The sequence below is a fragment of the Streptomyces sp. NPDC093071 genome (assembly GCF_044754545.1).
Taxonomy (GTDB): domain Bacteria; phylum Actinomycetota; class Actinomycetes; order Streptomycetales; family Streptomycetaceae; genus Streptomyces.
Genome location: NZ_JBIVPH010000003.1, coordinates 1117710 through 1133154 on the forward strand (window position 1 = coordinate 1117710; position 15445 = coordinate 1133154).

Below are 15445 nucleotides of genomic sequence, written 5' to 3' on the forward strand. Positions count from 1 at the left end.
TCAGCTTCCCGTCGATCGGTACGAGCGGATCCCCGCCCGCCAGGCGAGGCCCGCGACCCCGCAGCAGACCAGCGCCACCGGGGGCGCCGCGAACGCCGCCCAGTCCGGCACCCCCGCCGGGGCCGGCCGGCCGAGCACGTACAGGGCGGGCAGCCAGCTCACGAACGCCAGCGGCACCACGTAGACGACGCCCCGCACCAGCTCCTGCGCGAAGATCGTCGGCGGGTACTGGAGGAGCGTGTTCCCGCCGTACGTGAAGGCGTTCGTGACCTCGGCCGCGTCCTGGAGCCAGAAGAGCGCGGACGCGCCGATCACCATCACCGCGCCGAAGATCACCGCCCCGCACACCACCGTCACCGGCAGCAGCGCGACCTTCACCGGCGTCCAGTCCACGTCGAGCAGGAGCAGGCTCCAGACCAGGACGAGCAGCGCCTGCGCGACCCGGCCGAAGCGGCGCAGCGCGAACTTGTCCGCCGCGACCTGGGCGAGCAGCGGCGCCGGGCGCATCAGGAAGACGTCGAGCGAGCCGTCCCTGACCCGCTTCCCCATCCGCTGGAGCGAGCCCATCGTCAGGTCCGCGAGCCCGAAGGCGGTGCCGGCCGTCCCGTAGAGGAAGGCGACCTCCGCGAAGGAGAAGCCGCCGAGCCCCTTCACCTGGCCGAACATCAGGAGGATGACGACGAAGTCGAAGAAGGTGACGCAGAAGCTGTTGAAGAGCGTCAGGGCGAAGGAGAACCGGTACGCCATGGTGGAGCGGATCCACATGGCCGCGACCATCCGGTAGGTGCGGAGGGAGTCGCCCAGGACGCCGGGCGTACGGGCCGCCTCTCCGGGCGTGCGGGACGCCTCCCCGGAGGGGCCGGTCGCCGTCTCAGCCACCCTGCACCACCACCTTCCGCGTCGCCATCGCCTGCGCCACCCGGCCCGCGCCGAGCAGCGCCAGGGCCCAGCAGCCCTGGAAGGCGTACGCCCCCGCCAGCTCCCAGCCCTCGTACCGGCCCAGGTAGACGTCGGCCGGGACCTGGAGGAGGGAGGCCCAGGGCAGGACCCGGGCGACCTCGCCCAGGGCGCCGGGGAAGACGTTCAGCGGGAGCAGCATCCCGGAGAAGAACAGGCCTCCCAGCCAGGCCATCTGCATCACCCCCTGGCCGTCGAGCAGCCAGAACGCGCTCATCGCCACCAGGTACCAGAGCGCGAAGCCGACCACCGAGCCGAGGACCACCGCGAGCAGGAACGCCGCCCAGCCGCCGGGCCCGGACGGCAGGGTGAAGCCGAAGACGAGCGCGCCGAGCGCCATCGGGGCGACGCCCCGGCCGAGGAGCTGGAAGCCGGCCCGGCCCGCGTTGACCGAGAACCACCAGGCCTGGAGGTCGGCGGGGCGGTAGAGGTCGACGGCGATGTCGCCGGTCCTGATCCGCTCCATCAGCTCCTCCTCGAAGCCGCCGCCCATCAGGCCGCAGACGGTGAGCAGGGCCTGTCCGATCCACACGTAGGCGAGGGCGTCGTCCATGGAGTAGCCGCCGAGGTGCGGCCGTTCGTCCCAGAGGGCGATGTACGTGTAGGAGAGGACGAGGCCGAAGACGCTGTTGGTGAAGACGCCCGCCACCGTCGCCACCCGGTAGGTGGCGTAGCGCCGGAAACCGCCCGCGGCCACCGTCGCGTACAGCCGCAGCATGGGGGTCCCTTTCCGGGGGTGGACGGAGGCGAAGCGCACGACCCTAGCGGGGGCGGGGTGTCCGGCGCGACCCGTTTTCGCGTCACATGCGGGATATTCGAGTCGCGTTCGGGACTTTTCGGCTATTGCGGGCAATATGGGATGCCATGTCCCCTTCCTCGTCCCCTTCTCCCGGTACGAGCCCCGGCACGGGCCCCGGCACGGGCTCCCGTACGAGCCCCGGCACGGGCTCCGACCCGAGCGGCGCCCCCCGGACGTCCCGCCCGGGCTGGGAGCCGAGGGATCCCACCCTGCCTCCGCCCGGACGGGCGACGGCCCCCGCGCCCCGCAGGCGCCACCGCCGCCGCGGCCCCTTCCGGCGCCTCCTGCGCGGCCTCTTCGGCACCCTGCTCCTCGGCGTCCTGCTCCTCGCCGGCGCCCTCACCGCCGGATACCTCCTGGTGAAGGTCCCGCCCGCCAACGCCGCCGCCGTCGCCCAGTCCAACGTCTACCTCTACCGGGACGGCACCCCCCTCGCCCGCGACGGCGAGGTCAACCGCGAGAGCGTCCGGCTCGACCGGATCCCGCTCACCCTCCAGCGGGCCGTCCTCGCCGCCGAGGAGCGCGACTTCGCCACCTCCCGGGCCGTCGACCCCAAGGCGATGGTCCGCGCCGCGTGGAACACCGCCACCGGCAAGGGCCGCCAGTCCGGCTCCACCATCACCCAGCAGTACGTCAAGAACTACTACCTGGGCCAGGAGCAGACCCTCAGCCGCAAGGCGAAGGAGTTCTTCATCGCGATCAGGCTCGGCCGCGAGAAGAGCAAGGCCGAGATCCTCCAGGGCTATCTGAACACCAGCTACTTCGGACGGAACGCGTACGGCGTGCAGGCCGCCGCCCGCGCCTACTACGGCAAGGACGTCGAGCAGCTCGACACCGCCGAGGGCGCCTACCTCGCCTCCCTCCTCAAGGCCCCCAGCGCCTACGACGTCACCACCCACCCCGAGAACCGCGCCAAGGCCGTCGCCCGCTGGCACTACGTCCTCGACGGCATGGTCACCGAGGGCTGGCTGAGCCGCGCCGACCGCGCCGCCGCCCGCTTCCCCGACCCGCAGACCGCACGCGCCGTCACCGCCCTGTCCGGACAGCGCGGTTACGTCGTCCAGGCCGTCGAGGAGTACCTGACCGGGCGCGGGATCGTCGACGAGAAGACCCTCGCCGGCGGCGGCTTCCGGATCACCACCACCCTGGAGCCCGCCAAGCAGGAGGCCCTCGCCGGGGCCGTCGAGGACCGGGTCGTCTCCCGGCTCGACCCCGAACGCAACCCCGCCGACCGCTTCGTACGGGTCGGGGCGGCGGCCGTCGACCCGGCGAACGGCGAGGTCCTCGCCATGTACGGCGGGATCGACTACACCCGGCAGTACGTCAACAACGCCACCCGCCGCGACTACCAGGTCGGCTCCACCTTCAAGCCCTTCGTCTTCACGGCGGCCGTCCAGAACGGCGCGCAGACCCAGCGCGGCCGCCCCATCACCCCGTACACGCTGTACGACGGCACCAACCGGCGCCCGGTGGAGGGCTGGAACGGCGGCGCGTACGACCCCGCCAACGAGGACGACGCGAGCTACGGCGAGATCCCCGTCGGCACCGCCACCGACCTGTCGGTGAACGCCGTGTACGCCCAGATGGCCGTCGACGTCGGCCCCGCGCACGTGCGCCGGACCGCGATCTCCCTCGGCCTGCCCGGCACCACCCCCGACCTCACCGCCTCCCCCTCCATCGCGCTCGGCGCGGCCACCGCCAGCGTCCTGGACATGGCCACGGCGTACGCGACGCTCGCCGCCCACGGCAGGCTCGGCGCGTACACCCTGGTCCAGGGCGTCACCCGGGGCGGAGAACGGCTGGAACTGCCGGACCTCCGGCCCCGGCAGGCGGTGAGCCGGGAGGCCGCCGACACCACCACGTCGATCCTCAGGAGCGTCGTCGAGGCGGGCACCGGAACGGCCGCGCAGGCCGCCGGACGCCCGGCGGCCGGCAAGACGGGCACGGCGGAGGACGACAAGGCCGCCTGGTTCGCGGGCTACACCCCGGACCTCGCGACCGTCGTCGCGCTGATGGGCCAGGACCCCGAGACGGGACACCAGGAGCCGCTGTACGGCGCGCTCGGGGCGCCCCGGGTCGCCGGGGGCGGAGAACCCGCCGAGATCTGGGGCCGGTTCACCCGGGAGGCCCTCGCGGGGACGCCCCCCAGGGACTTCGAGCTCCGGCTGATGCCGGGGGTCGAGGCCCAGGAGCCGCCGTCCGCGTCACCGGCGCCGACGGCGAGCGCGGACGGACCGGAGGAGTACGTGACCGGGGAGGCGGGCCCGGAGGCGGCCCCGGCCCGGAACGGCGGTCCCGAGCCCGGCGCCGCCTTCCCCGCCCCCCGTACCGCCGAACGGGTCGCACCCGGCGACCGGCGGGGCGGTCAGTGACCCGAGGTCGCCTTCAGGCCCACCACGGCCACGAGCAGCAGACAGACGAAGAAGATGCGGGCGGCGGTCGCCGGCTCCCCCAGGACCACCATGCCGAACACCGCCGCGCCGGCCGCGCCGATGCCGACCCACACGCCGTACGCCGTACCGATCGGCAGCGTCTTGGCGGCCTGCGACAGCAGCAGCATGGAGACGACGATCCCGGCGCCGGTGAACACGCTCGGCCAGAGCCGGGTGAAGCCCTCGGTGTACTTCATCCCGATCGACCAGGCGACTTCCAGCAGACCCGCGACGACGAGAAGGACCCAGGCCATGACGACACCTCCGTGAGACGGAACAACAGGGGTGCGTCGTCTTGTCGTGTACCCGGTACGGCGCGTCTCGTCGGGGTCCCTCCAGGCTAGCAAAGAAAGGACGAGGGCCCCGGTGACCATGGTCACCGGGGCCCTCGCACAGGCCCGGCCTACAGATACAGCCCGGTCGAGTCGGACGTCCCCTGGAACCGGTCCGCCGCCACCGCGTGCAGGTCGCGCTCCCGCATCAGGACGTACGCGACGCCCCGCACCTCGACCTCGGCGCGGTCCTCGGGGTCGTACAGGACCCGGTCGCCGGTCTCGACCGTACGGACGTTCTGGCCGATCGCGACCACTTCGGCCCAGGCGAGGCGACGGCCTACGGCGGCGGTCGCCGGGATCAGGATGCCGCCGCCGGAACGCCGCTCCCCCTCCGGGGAGTCGGTACGGACCAGGACCCGGTCGTGGAGCATCCGGATGGGCAGCTTGTCGTGCGTGTTCTCGCTCACGGGGTGAACCTACCCGTCCGGGCGTGTCGCCCGTGACGGAACCCCGTCCGCGGAACCCGTGCGCGGGCGCCGCGCCACCGGCCGCACCGGGGCGCCGGGAGCCGTCAGCCCTTGCCCTTGCGGCCGGCGACGGCGATCAGCCCGACGACCGCGACGACCGCGAGCGCCGCCGGCACCACGCGCTCCAGACGGGGCGCGCCGTCCGCGTGGGTGAAGCGGGCCTTCACGTCCGAGACGACCCGGTTGACGGCGACGAAGGCACGGCCGGCGGTCTGGTCGACCGTCGAGGCCACCTTCGCCTTCGCGTCCCCGATGATCGTCTTCGGGTGCACCCGAATGCCGATCTCGTCGAGAGTGACGGCGAGCTGCTCGCGTCGGCGAACGATGTCCGCCTCGATCTGCGCAGGGGTCCTGGCGTCCGACACCGCACTGCCTCCGTAGTCGTGATCGCCGTGATCGTCGTGATCCGGTCGTTGACGGACAGTCTGTCAGCTCCGCCGCCGAAGGGTCGCCCCAGACCCCCATTAGGCTCTGCACGCGTACGCGAACGTTTCCCGAGGAGAGCCATGAGCGAGCGACTGCAGCCCGGCGACACCGCCCCCGCCTTCACCCTTCCCGACGCGGACGGCAACGAGGTCTCCCTCGCGGACCACCGGGGACGCAAGGTCATCGTCTACTTCTACCCCGCCGCCCTCACCCCCGGCTGCACCAAGCAGGCCTGCGACTTCACCGACAACCTGGAGCTGCTCGCGGGCGCCGGGTACGACGTCATCGGCGTGTCGCCGGACAAGCCGGAGAAGCTGGCGAAGTTCCGCGAGAAGGAGGACCTGAAGGTCACCCTGGTCGGCGACCCGGAGAAGAAGGTCCTGGAGGCGTACGGCGCCTTCGGCGAGAAGAAGCTGTACGGCAAGACGGTGACGGGCGTCATCCGCTCCACCGTGGTCGTCGACGAGGAGGGCAAGGTCGAGCGCGCCCTCTACAACGTGAAGGCCACCGGCCACGTCGCCAAGATCATCCGGGACCTGGGCGTCGAGGCCTGACGCACCTCCCGCATGTGACGGGGATCGCACTCCGGACGATCCCCGTTTGCGAACGGCACGACCGCGCAGAAGAGCCTCTTGTGTGTTTCCGGAGAGAGGACGAACGGTCATGCCGGCCACCGATCACGACCCCGCGGCCGACCCCGGGGCCCTGAGACGCCACCCCCGGCTCTTCCGGGCCGTCAACCGGCGCAAGCAGCCCAGGCTGCGGCGGACCGACATCACGGTGACGGACGAGGCGGCGGTCAGGCGGGCCGTGAAGGCGGCCTCGCTCGGCAACGCCATGGAGTGGTTCGACTTCGGCATCTACGCCTATCTCGCCGTCACCCTCGGGCACGTCTTCTTCCCGTCCGGGAACGACACGGTCCAGCTCCTGTCGTCGTTCGCGACGTTCGCGGTCGCCTTCCTGGTCCGCCCGCTCGGCGGCATGTTCTTCGGCCCGATGGGCGACCGGATCGGCCGCAAGAAGGTCCTCGCGCTGACGATGATCCTGATGGCGGTCGGCACCTTCGCGATCGGCCTGATCCCGTCGTACGCCTCCATCGGCTTCTGGGCGCCGGTCCTCCTGATCACCTTCCGGATGCTCCAGGGCTTCTCGACGGGCGGTGAGTACGGCGGGGCCTCGACCTTCATCGCCGAGTACGCGCCCGACCGGCGCCGGGGCTACTTCGGCAGCTTCCTGGAGTTCGGCACCCTGGCGGGGTACGTCGGCGCGGCCGGCCTGGTGACGGCGCTCACCGCGTGGCTCGGCTCCGACACGATGGAGGCCTGGGGCTGGCGCGTGCCGTTCCTGGTGGCGGGGCCGCTGGGCCTGGTCGGCCTCTACCTGCGGATGCGGCTCGACGAGACTCCGGCCTTCCAGCGCCTGGAGTCCGACGCGGCGCACCCGTCGGAGGCGGCGGACGCGGTGGAGACCACGACCAAGGGCGACCTGGCGAAGATCTTCCGGCGGCAGTGGCCGATGCTGCTGCTGTGCGTGGCGCTCGTGGGCGCGTACAACATCGCCGTCTACATGGTCCTCTCCTACATGCCGACGTACCTCTCGGACGAACTCGGCTACAGCGAGACGCACGGCCTGCTGATCCTGCTCCTGCTGATGGTCCTCATGATGCTGGTCATCACCCGGGTGGGCCGGCTGAACGACCGCTTCGGCCGCAAGCCGGTCCTGATGACGGGCATGTCGGGCTTCCTCTTCCTCTCCCTCCCGGCGTTCCTGCTGATCGGCCAGGGCGGGATCCCCGCGATCGCGGCGGGCATGGTGATGCTCGGCCTGTCCCTGGTCTGCCTGCTCGCCACCATGTCGGCGGCGCTCCCGGCCCTCTTCCCGACGGACGTCCGCTACGGCGCCCTCTCCGTCGGCTACAACCTCTCCACCTCCCTCTTCGGCGGCACCACCCCCCTCGTGATCACCGCCCTGATCGGCGCGACCGGGAACAACCTCATGCCGGCGTACTACGCCATGGGCGCGGCCCTCGTCGGCGTCATCGCCGTCGCCTGCATGAAGGAAACCGCCCGCCAGCCCCTAGAGGGCTCTCCCCCGTCGGTGGAGACCCACGAGGAGGCGGCGGAGATGGTGATGGCCCGGGCGCCGGAGCCGAAGTTCTGACGCCTCACTTTCCGCATGGACGGCCCGCACCGATCACCTCCGGCGCGGGCCGTTCGCCTTTCCCGCGGGTCGCGATATTCATACGCGATATGACGTGACCGTCCGATATTCGGCTCGTTACTCCGTACGAGAGCCGTACAAGGAGTGGGGACGGATGAGGACGAGCGCGTACGCGAGGGAACGGCTGGAGTCGGCCGCGCGGGGAGCACGGACACTGACGGAGGCGCTGGAGCGACTCGGGGTGGACCCGAGGAGTTCGACGCGGCGGTACGTGGCCGACCGTATGCGGAAGCTGGGCGTGGACACGTCCCACTTCGAGCGGGAGGGCGTCCGGTGGACCCGGGAGGTCCTGACGGAGGCGGTGGCGGCGTCCACGAACATGTGCGAGGTGCTGCGGCGGCTGGGGGTGGAGGTCGTGGGCGGGCAGCACACGCACATCAGCCGGCGGGTGAGGGCGTACGGGATCGATGTCTCGCACTTCCGCGCGCCGTCCCGGCAGGGCAAGCCCTGGCGCCCGCGGACACCCGAAGCCCTGCTCGTCGAGCAGGCCGGCCCGCAAGCCCGGCGCGTTCCGAGCGAACGTCTCGCCTGGGCGATGGTGGAGTCCGGAGTACAGAGGCAGTGCGCGAGGTGCGGTAATGAGGGGATGTGGCGCGGCCACCCGCTTGCATTGGAGATCGACCACATCGACGGCGACTGGCGCAACAACCGCATCGAGAACCTGCGGTTCCTCTGCCCCAACTGCCACTCGGCGACGGACAACTACCGGGGACGAGGCAAGGGGCGTAACCGGTGAGGGCGGGCATCCGGTACACGCGCGAGCGGCTGGCCGAGGCGGCCTCGCGGTGCGCGAGCGTCGAGGAGGTCATGGACTTCTTCGGCGTGGAGCCGTACGACAAACTCCGTCGCTACCTCCTGAAGCGCTTTGCCGACTACGGCATCGACATCTCGCACTTTCCCCGGCGTCGACGCGGCGGTCCCCCACCCCGCCCGACGGTGGAGGATCTGCGGAATGCGGTCGAGAGCTCCCTCTCCATTGCCGGTGCCCTGCGCCTCCTGGGCCGGCCGGACAGCGGACAGATGCGTGCGCTGTTCCGGCAGTGGACGTCGGAGGCGGGCCTGAGCACCACCCACTTCCTCGGGCAGGCGCACCAGCGGGGCAGGACCGGAGCAGTCAAGCCCGCCGCAGAGATTCTGGTCCGGCACGGCGGTAGGCGCCGCACCAGGACCCATCTGCTCCGGCGGGCGCTTCGCGAGGTGGGCGTGCCCGAGGAATGCGCTGAATGCGGTGTCGGGCCCGAGTGGCTCGGAAGACCGATGACCCTGGAAGTCGATCACGTGAACGGAGACTGGAGTGACGACCGGCACGAGAACCTGCGGCTGCTGTGCCCCAACTGTCATGCGGTCACGAACACCTGGTGTCGCGGAGGACGACGGGTAAAGTAGGGGATCGTGTACGCGCCCGTACGCCAAGGGCTGAGCGGCGATCTTTAGGTGGTCGTGTCTGTCGGTTCGAATCCGACCGGGCGTACCTGTACGAATGGCCCAGCGCATCTCGTGTCGCTGGGCCATTCGCATACCGTGATCAGCCCAGCAGCTCCCGCACCACCGGGACCAGCGCCCGGAACGCCTTGCCGCGGTGGCTGATCGCGTTCTTCTCGGACGGGGTCAGTTCCGCGCAGGTGACGGTGTGGCCCTCGGGCTGGAGGATCGGGTCGTAGCCGAAGCCGTTGGTGCCGGTGGGGGTGTGGCGGAGGGTGCCCGGCATGGTGCCTTCGACGACGCGTTCCGTGCCGTCCGGGAGGGCGAGGGCGGCGGCGCAGGCGAAGTGGGCGCCGCGGTGTTCGTCGGCGATGTCGGAGAGCTGGGCCAGGAGCAGGTCCAGGTTGGCGCGGTCGTTTCCGTGGGTGCCGGACCAGCGGGCGGAGAAGATGCCGGGGGCGCCGTTGAGGACGTCGACGCAGAGGCCCGAGTCGTCGGCGACGGCGGGGAGGCCGGTGGCCCGCGCGAGGGCGTGGGCCTTGAGGAGCGCGTTCTCCGCGAAGGTGACGCCGGTCTCCTTGACGTCGGGCACCTCCGGGTACGCGTCCGCACCGACGAGTTCGAGGTCGAGGCCCGCGTCGGCGAGGATCGCGTGGAGTTCGGTGATCTTGCCCGCGTTGCGGGTGGCGAGGATCAGACGGGTCATGGCGTCGATTATCCCGGGGCCGCCGGCCCGGTCGGCCGGCCGGTCGGTCAGCCCGGGGTGCAGACCTTCGTGACCTCGCCCGCCGCGTTGGTGATGGGGGTGATGTCCGGGGTGGTGTCGCCGTTCTTCACCGCCGTGCGGACGGAGTCGACGCCCTTGGTGAGGTCGTCGACGGCCTGGGAGAGGTCCGCGTTGTCGGTGGTGTTCTCGAGGTTGCCCAGTTCGGTGGAGATCGAGGTCAGGGCCTCCTCGATCTGGGTCGGGTCGTTCGAGGCGTTGGAGACGGCCTGCTGGAGGTTGCTCACCGAGGTGGCTATCGCGTCGGCGGTCTTGACGCAGTCCATGGCGGTGTCGAGGGCCGCGCAGCCGCTCAGGACGGTGGTGAGCGTGGCGGCCGTGGCCACGGCGAGTGCGAGACGGCGCTTCAAGGTGGGTCCTCCCCCTGGATGGGACGGGTGGGCGCGCGGATCGTCTCCGCGCGCCCGTTGTCCGTCAGGACGCCGTGGCACCCCGGAGGGTTCCTCAGAGGGTTCCTTCGAGGGCCTTGCGCTGGAGTTCGGCCAGGTCGGCGCAGCCGCCGGAGGCGAGGTCGAGGAGGGCGTTGAGCTCCTTGCGGTCGAAGGGCTCGGCCTCGGCGGTGCCCTGGACCTCGACGAAGCGGCCGTCGCCGGTGCAGACGACGTTCATGTCGGTGTCGGCGCGGACGTCCTCCTCGTAGCAGAGGTCGAGGAGCGGGACGCCGTCGACGATGCCGACGGAGACGGCGGCGACGGTGCCGGTGAGGGGCTTGCGGCCGGCCTTCACCAGCTTCTTGGACTGCGCCCAGGCGACGGCGTCGGCGAGGGCGACGTACGCGCCGGTGATGGCGGCGGTGCGGGTGCCGCCGTCGGCCTGGAGGACGTCGCAGTCGAGGACGATCGTGTTCTCGCCGAGCGCCTTGTAGTCGATGACGGCGCGCAGGGAGCGGCCGATCAGGCGGGAGATCTCGTGGGTGCGGCCGCCGATCTTGCCGCGGACGGACTCGCGGTCGCCGCGGGTGTTGGTGGAGCGGGGCAGCATGGAGTACTCCCCGGTGACCCAGCCCTCGCCGCTGCCCTTGCGCCAGCGCGGGACGCCCTCGGTGACGGAGGCGGTGCAGAAGACCTTGGTGTCGCCGAAGGAGATGAGGACGGAGCCCTCGGCGTGCTTGCTCCATCCGCGTTCGATGGTGACGGGGCGGAGCTGTTCGGGGGTACGGCCGTCGATGCGAGACATGGGAGGAGCGTATCCGGATACGGCGAAGGGCCCGTTCCCCTGCCGGAACGGGCCCCGCCGACGCGAGTCGGTCGCTCGCGTCAGGTCCTCACGCGGGTCCTCACATGAGGTCTTCGATCTCCGCGGCGATCGGGTCCGCGTCGGTGCCGATGACGACCTGGATGGCGGTGCCCATCTTCACGACGCCGTGGGCGCCGGCGGCCTTCAGGGCGGCCTCGTCGACGAGGCCGGGGTCCACGACCTCGGTGCGCAGGCGGGTGATGCAGCCTTCGACCTCTTCGATGTTCTTGATGCCGCCGAGCCCGGCGACGATCTTCTCAGCCTTGGTGGCCATGCGTTTCTCCCTGTCGTTCCGTTCGCGAGGACGCGAATCCCGGCGCACCTGCGGTCCGCTTTGCCACGGTAACCCACGGTTGGCCCAACTTCGCGAGCGAGTGCCGCCGTTCTGCCGAATGATGACGATCACCGGCGGCCTGTCCTCAGCGGGCTCCCGGAGCCTACCGCAACTGGTCTACACCAGTGTGCAACGAGACGCGCACCCGGCTTGTTCCGGGCAGGGAGGACGCCGATGAGTACCGACAGCGCCGCGGCCGCGCCGAAGAAGTCCTGGGGCAGCGGTCTCTTCCAGGGCCTCCAGAAGATGGGCCGCAGCCTCCAGCTCCCCATCGCCGTCCTGCCGGCCGCCGGCATCATCAACCGGCTCGGGCAGCCGGACGTCTTCGGCGCCGACGGCCTCGGCTGGGACAACGTCGCCAAGGTGATGGCGGGCGCGGGCGGTGCGCTGCTCGACGGCAGCCTCGGCCTGCCGCTGCTGTTCTGCATCGGCGTCGCCATCGGCATGGCGAAGAAGGCGGACGGCTCGACGGCGCTCGCGGCCGTGGTCGGCTTCCTCGTCTACTACACGGTGCTCCGCCAGTTCCCGAAGGACTGCGCCGAGGGCACCCGGGACATCGGGGGCGGCTGCCTGGGCGCGGACGACGCCTTCGCCGGGTACACGTACCAGAACCCCGGCGTCTTCGGCGGCATCCTGATGGGCCTGTTCACCGCGTACCTGTGGCAGCGCTACCACCGGAAGAAGCTGGTCGACTGGCTGGGCTTCTTCAACGGTCGCCGTCTCGTCCCGATCATCATGACGTTCGTGGCGATCGCGTTCGCCGCGCTCTGCCTGTGGATCTGGCCGCCGATCGGCGACGCCCTGGAGAGCTTCAGCGACTGGCTGGTCGGACTCGGGGCCTGGGGCTCGGGCATCTTCGGCGTGGCGAACCGGGCGCTGCTCGTCATCGGCCTCCACCAGTTCCTCAACGTGCCGATCTGGTTCCAGTTCGGCACGTACACGAAGCCGGACGGCACGGTGGTCCACGGTGACATCCCGATGTTCCTGGCGGGCGACCCGAACGCCGGCCAGTTCCTGACGGGCTTCTTCCCGATCATGATGTTCGCGCTGCCGGCGGCGGCGCTCGCGATCACCCACTGCGCCAAGCCGCACCGGCGCAAGGAGGTCGGCGGCCTGATGCTGTCGGTGGCCCTGACCTCGTTCGTCACCGGCATCACCGAGCCGCTGGAGTACTCGTTCCTCTTCATCGCCCCGGTGCTGTACGCAATCCACGCGGTGCTCACCGGCGTCTCGATGGCCGTGACCTGGGCGCTGGGCGTGAAGGACGGCTTCAGCTTCTCGGCCGGTCTGATCGACTACGTGATCAACTGGAACCTCGCGACGAAACCGTGGCTGATCATCCCGATCGGCCTGGCCTTCGCGGTCGTGTACTACGTGATCTTCCGGTTCGCGATCACCAGGTTCAACCTCCCCACCCCGGGCCGCGAGCCCGAGGAGGTGGAGGAGGAGATGGAGCGCGACAACGTGAAGTGAGCTTGTCGCGCCCCCTCGGCGGGACGCCCCCAGGCCCCCGGACCCCACGGTCCGGGGGCCTTTCCGTGCCCGCTACGGAGCGTGTCCGATCGGGTGAGAATTCACAGGTTCCTTATCTAAGTCGCGCGTGCTAAAACTGGTCTACACCACTCATTGGTGTAGACCACGCGGTCCAGACCACCGCGTTCCACGAGACGCCGCCGTCACCCCCTTTGACTTCTCTGGCGGCGCCTTGCCTTACTGGAGGAAGTTGATGAGTACGGCCACCGCCCCGGCCGCCGCTCCCGCCAAGAAGCGCGGATCCGGCCTGTTCCAGGGCCTGCAGAAGGTCGGTCGCAGCCTGCAGCTGCCGATCGCCGTCCTGCCGGCCGCGGGTATCCTGCTCCGTCTCGGCCAGCCCGACGTCTTCGGCAAGGACGGACTGGGCTGGGACAAGGTCGCCTCCGTGTTCGCCACGGCCGGTGACGCTGTCTTCTCGAACCTGCCCCTGCTGTTCTGCATCGGCGTCGCCATCGGCTTCGCCAAGAAGGCCGACGGCTCGACCGCCCTCGCCGCCCTCGTCGGCTTCCTGGTCTACAGCAACGTCCTCAAGGCGTTCCCGGTCACCGAGGCCGTCGTCAACACCACCGCCAACAAGGGTGTCGACGTCGCCGCGACCTACAACAACCCGGGTGTCCTCGGCGGCATCCTCATGGGTCTGATCTCCGCGATCCTGTGGCAGAAGTTCCACCGCACCAAGCTGGTCGACTGGCTCGGCTTCTTCAACGGCCGCCGCCTCGTCCCGATCATCATGGCCTTCGTCGGCACCCTCGTCGGCGTGGTCTTCGGTCTGGTCTGGGAGCCCATCGGCAACGGCATCTCCAGCTTCGGCGAGTGGATGACCGGCCTCGGCTCGGTCGGCGCCGGCCTCTTCGGCCTCATCAACCGCGCACTGATCCCGGTCGGTATGCACCAGTTCGTGAACACCGTCTCCTGGTTCCAGATCGGTGACTTCACCAACGCGGCCGGCGACGTCGTCCACGGTGACCTGAACCGCTTCTTCGCCGGTGACCCGAGCGCCGGAATCTTCATGTCGGGCTTCTTCCCGATCATGATGTTCGGCCTCCCGGCCGCCGCCCTCGCCATCGCGCACTCCGCCCGCCCGGAGCGCCGCAAGGCCGTCATGGGCATGATGCTCTCGCTCGCGCTGACCTCCTTCGTCACCGGCATCACGGAGCCGATCGAGTTCACCTTCATGTTCATCGCGCCGCTCCTGTACGCGATCCACGCGGTCCTCACCGCCATATCCATGGCCGTGACCTGGGCGCTCGGCGTCCACGCGGGCTTCACCTTCTCCGCCGGTCTCATCGACTACGGCCTGAACTGGAACCTCGCGACCAAGCCGTGGCTGATCATCCCGATCGGTCTCGTCTTCGCGGCGGTCTACTACGCGGTCTTCCGCTTCGCGATCACCAAGTTCAACCTCCCCACCCCGGGCCGCGAGCCCGAGGAGGAGGTCGAGGACCTCACCAAGGCGTGAGCCCCGCCCCCTACGAAGGGAAGGCCCCGGAACCGTCCAGGTTCCGGGGCCTTCCCCTTGTCCGTACGCGTCCGTAAGCGTCCGTCCGCGTGTCCGTACGCGCGCTCAGACCTCGTACACCGCGCCCGATCTCGCCAGCTCCGACGGCCCCGCGTACACCTCGCGCGCGTCCGCCAGGTTCCGCTCGCCGTCCGTCCACGGCGGGATGTGGGTCAGGACGAGGCGGCCCACCCCGGCGCGGGCCGCCTGGGCGCCGGCCTCGCGGCCGTTGAGGTGGAGGTCCGGGATGTCCTCCTTGCCGTGGGTGAAGGAGGCCTCACAGAGGAAGAGGTCGGTGCCCTCGGCCAGCTCGTGCAGCGCCTCGCAGGTGCCGGTGTCCCCGGAGTACGTGAGGGAGCGGCCGCCGTGCTCGACCCGGATGCCGTACGCCTCGACCGGGTGGCACACCTTCTCCGTGCGGACGGAGAACGGGCCCAGCTCGAAGCTGCCCGACTTCAGCGTGTGGAAGTCGAAGACCTCGCCCATCGCGGTGGGCGACGGCGTGTCCGCGTACGCCGTGGTCAGCCGCTGCTCGGCGCCCTCGGGGGCGAAGACGGGGATCGCGTCGCAGCGCCCGCCCTCGTGCCGGTAGTAGCGGGCGACGAAGTACCCGCACATGTCGATGCAGTGGTCGGCGTGCAGATGGCTGAGGAAGATCGCGTCGAGGTCGTACAGACCGATGTGGCGCTGCAACTCGCCCAGGGCGCCGTTGCCCATGTCGAGGAGCAGCCGGAAGCCGTCGGCCTCGACGAGGTAGCTCGAACAGGCCGAGTCCGCGGACGGGAACGACCCCGAGCAGCCGACGACGGTGAGCTTCATGGAGCGTGAACCTCCGTGGACGGGTGCGGGAATGCGCAGGGGAGGGGAGGCTGTGCGGTCTGTCGAGCGTAAGGCGCACCGGGGCCCGTCGCTCCTTCGCGGTGGCCGGTTGTGGGCGAACTCACGGGCTCTGTCACCGGTTCGGATGGATGCCGACCCGCCACGGCGCAGGGAACCGCGCGC

17 protein-coding genes, 1 tRNA gene and 1 riboswitch are annotated in these 15445 nt (G+C 70.6%); of the genes, 8 read left to right on the forward strand and 10 right to left on the reverse strand.

What is annotated here, in order from left to right; genetic code table 11:
* Together ACIQD7_RS16315 and ACIQD7_RS16320 are read right to left on the reverse strand one after the other, a co-directional pair.
* A complete protein-coding gene (locus tag ACIQD7_RS16315; RefSeq protein ID WP_402442194.1) occupies nucleotides 1–879 on the reverse strand; it encodes an ABC transporter permease in 879 nt (292 codons plus the stop codon).
* Entirely contained in the window at nucleotides 872–1672 is an 801-nt protein-coding gene (locus tag ACIQD7_RS16320) for an ABC transporter permease (protein ID WP_402442369.1), read from the reverse strand. The genes ACIQD7_RS16315 and ACIQD7_RS16320 overlap by 8 nt, the downstream gene beginning before the upstream one ends.
* Before the next feature lie 149 nt (nucleotides 1673–1821).
* Between ACIQD7_RS16320 and ACIQD7_RS16325 the strand changes: the two genes are divergently transcribed.
* Nucleotides 1822–4128, forward strand: a complete 2307-nt coding sequence (locus ACIQD7_RS16325) for a transglycosylase domain-containing protein (protein WP_402442196.1) — start codon at nucleotides 1822–1824, stop codon at nucleotides 4126–4128.
* Here the strand turns inward: ACIQD7_RS16325 and ACIQD7_RS16330 are convergent.
* The 3 genes from ACIQD7_RS16330 to ACIQD7_RS16340 form a co-directional block, all read right to left on the reverse strand.
* Nucleotides 4122–4442: a multidrug efflux SMR transporter gene (locus ACIQD7_RS16330; RefSeq protein ID WP_079131188.1), complete on the reverse strand. Its 321-nt coding sequence runs from the start codon at nucleotides 4440–4442 to the stop codon at nucleotides 4122–4124. The two genes, ACIQD7_RS16325 and ACIQD7_RS16330, sit on opposite strands and share 7 nt — an antisense overlap.
* A 30-nt stretch (nucleotides 4443–4472) precedes the next feature.
* A riboswitch (guanidine-III (ykkC-III) riboswitch) is annotated at nucleotides 4473–4546 on the reverse strand.
* Between the two features lie 45 nt (nucleotides 4547–4591).
* On the reverse strand, nucleotides 4592–4930 hold the full coding sequence (locus ACIQD7_RS16335) for a co-chaperone GroES (protein ID WP_030210124.1): 339 nt from the start codon (nucleotides 4928–4930) through the stop codon (nucleotides 4592–4594).
* A 104-nt stretch (nucleotides 4931–5034) separates the two neighbouring features.
* Nucleotides 5035–5355, reverse strand: coding sequence for a DUF3618 domain-containing protein (locus tag ACIQD7_RS16340; protein ID WP_121829875.1), 321 nt, complete (start codon nucleotides 5353–5355; stop codon nucleotides 5035–5037).
* 141 nt (nucleotides 5356–5496) lie between these two features.
* On the opposite strand from ACIQD7_RS16340, the gene bcp reads away from it, so the two are divergent.
* The 5 genes from bcp (at nucleotide 5497) to ACIQD7_RS16365 (ending at nucleotide 9107) form a co-directional block, all read left to right on the forward strand.
* Nucleotides 5497–5970: a thioredoxin-dependent thiol peroxidase gene (bcp, locus tag ACIQD7_RS16345; protein ID WP_121829874.1), complete on the forward strand. Its 474-nt coding sequence runs from the start codon at nucleotides 5497–5499 to the stop codon at nucleotides 5968–5970.
* A gap of 109 nt (nucleotides 5971–6079) precedes the next feature.
* Nucleotides 6080–7576, forward strand: coding sequence for a glycine betaine/L-proline transporter ProP (proP, locus tag ACIQD7_RS16350; RefSeq protein ID WP_402442199.1), 1497 nt, complete (start codon nucleotides 6080–6082; stop codon nucleotides 7574–7576).
* Between the two features lie 154 nt (nucleotides 7577–7730).
* Nucleotides 7731–8372, forward strand: a complete 642-nt coding sequence (locus ACIQD7_RS16355; protein ID WP_402442201.1) for an HNH endonuclease signature motif containing protein — start codon at nucleotides 7731–7733, stop codon at nucleotides 8370–8372.
* Complete coding sequence (locus ACIQD7_RS16360; protein WP_402442203.1) at nucleotides 8369–9022, forward strand: HNH endonuclease; 654 nt, start codon at nucleotides 8369–8371, stop codon at nucleotides 9020–9022. Before ACIQD7_RS16355 ends, ACIQD7_RS16360 begins: the two co-directional genes overlap by 4 nt.
* Before the next feature lie 12 nt (nucleotides 9023–9034).
* Nucleotides 9035–9107 (forward strand) — tRNA-Leu (locus tag ACIQD7_RS16365).
* 54 nt (nucleotides 9108–9161) lie between these two features.
* Here the strand turns inward: ACIQD7_RS16365 and rdgB are convergent.
* The 4 genes from rdgB to ACIQD7_RS16385 all read right to left on the reverse strand — a co-directional run bounded on the left by rdgB (nucleotide 9162) and on the right by ACIQD7_RS16385 (nucleotide 11400).
* Complete coding sequence (rdgB, locus tag ACIQD7_RS16370; protein WP_402442205.1) at nucleotides 9162–9764, reverse strand: RdgB/HAM1 family non-canonical purine NTP pyrophosphatase; 603 nt, start codon at nucleotides 9762–9764, stop codon at nucleotides 9162–9164.
* Between the two features lie 47 nt (nucleotides 9765–9811).
* Nucleotides 9812–10192, reverse strand: a complete 381-nt coding sequence (locus tag ACIQD7_RS16375) for a hypothetical protein (RefSeq protein WP_402442207.1) — start codon at nucleotides 10190–10192, stop codon at nucleotides 9812–9814.
* 94 nt (nucleotides 10193–10286) lie between these two features.
* Nucleotides 10287–11018 carry a ribonuclease PH gene (rph, locus tag ACIQD7_RS16380; RefSeq protein ID WP_053645661.1) on the reverse strand — a complete coding sequence of 244 codons (732 nt, stop codon included), beginning with the start codon at nucleotides 11016–11018 and terminating at the stop codon, nucleotides 10287–10289.
* Nucleotides 11019–11118: 100 nt separating this feature from the next.
* On the reverse strand, nucleotides 11119–11400 hold the full coding sequence (locus tag ACIQD7_RS16385; protein ID WP_276209138.1) for a PTS glucose/sucrose transporter subunit IIB: 282 nt from the start codon (nucleotides 11398–11400) through the stop codon (nucleotides 11119–11121).
* A 186-nt stretch (nucleotides 11401–11586) separates the two neighbouring features.
* On the opposite strand from ACIQD7_RS16385, the gene ACIQD7_RS16390 reads away from it, so the two are divergent.
* Together ACIQD7_RS16390 and ACIQD7_RS16395 are read left to right on the forward strand one after the other, a co-directional pair.
* Nucleotides 11587–12885: a PTS transporter subunit EIIC gene (locus ACIQD7_RS16390; protein ID WP_402442209.1), complete on the forward strand. Its 1299-nt coding sequence runs from the start codon at nucleotides 11587–11589 to the stop codon at nucleotides 12883–12885.
* A 253-nt stretch (nucleotides 12886–13138) separates the two neighbouring features.
* Nucleotides 13139–14404, forward strand: coding sequence for a PTS transporter subunit EIIC (locus ACIQD7_RS16395; protein ID WP_402442210.1), 1266 nt, complete (start codon nucleotides 13139–13141; stop codon nucleotides 14402–14404).
* A 105-nt stretch (nucleotides 14405–14509) separates the two neighbouring features.
* Here ACIQD7_RS16395 and ACIQD7_RS16400 read toward each other — a convergent pair whose 3' ends face one another.
* A complete protein-coding gene (locus tag ACIQD7_RS16400; RefSeq protein ID WP_402442211.1) occupies nucleotides 14510–15262 on the reverse strand; it encodes an MBL fold metallo-hydrolase in 753 nt (250 codons plus the stop codon).
* Nucleotides 15263–15445: the final 183 nt, after the last annotated feature.

Coding starts and splice junctions, on each gene's coding strand:
- bcp (WP_121829874.1), top strand. CDS start 5,497: ATGAGCGAGCGACTGCAGCCCGGCGACACCGCCCCCGCCTTCACCCTT.
- ACIQD7_RS16400 (WP_402442211.1), bottom strand. CDS start 15,262: ATGAAGCTCACCGTCGTCGGCTGCTCGGGGTCGTTCCCGTCCGCGGAC.
- ACIQD7_RS16330 (WP_079131188.1), bottom strand. CDS start 4,442: ATGGCCTGGGTCCTTCTCGTCGTCGCGGGTCTGCTGGAAGTCGCCTGG.
- ACIQD7_RS16355 (WP_402442201.1), top strand. CDS start 7,731: ATGAGGACGAGCGCGTACGCGAGGGAACGGCTGGAGTCGGCCGCGCGG.
- rdgB (WP_402442205.1), bottom strand. CDS start 9,764: ATGACCCGTCTGATCCTCGCCACCCGCAACGCGGGCAAGATCACCGAA.
- ACIQD7_RS16325 (WP_402442196.1), top strand. CDS start 1,822: ATGTCCCCTTCCTCGTCCCCTTCTCCCGGTACGAGCCCCGGCACGGGC.
- proP (WP_402442199.1), top strand. CDS start 6,080: ATGCCGGCCACCGATCACGACCCCGCGGCCGACCCCGGGGCCCTGAGA.
- rph (WP_053645661.1), bottom strand. CDS start 11,018: ATGTCTCGCATCGACGGCCGTACCCCCGAACAGCTCCGCCCCGTCACC.
- ACIQD7_RS16390 (WP_402442209.1), top strand. CDS start 11,587: ATGAGTACCGACAGCGCCGCGGCCGCGCCGAAGAAGTCCTGGGGCAGC.
- ACIQD7_RS16395 (WP_402442210.1), top strand. CDS start 13,139: ATGAGTACGGCCACCGCCCCGGCCGCCGCTCCCGCCAAGAAGCGCGGA.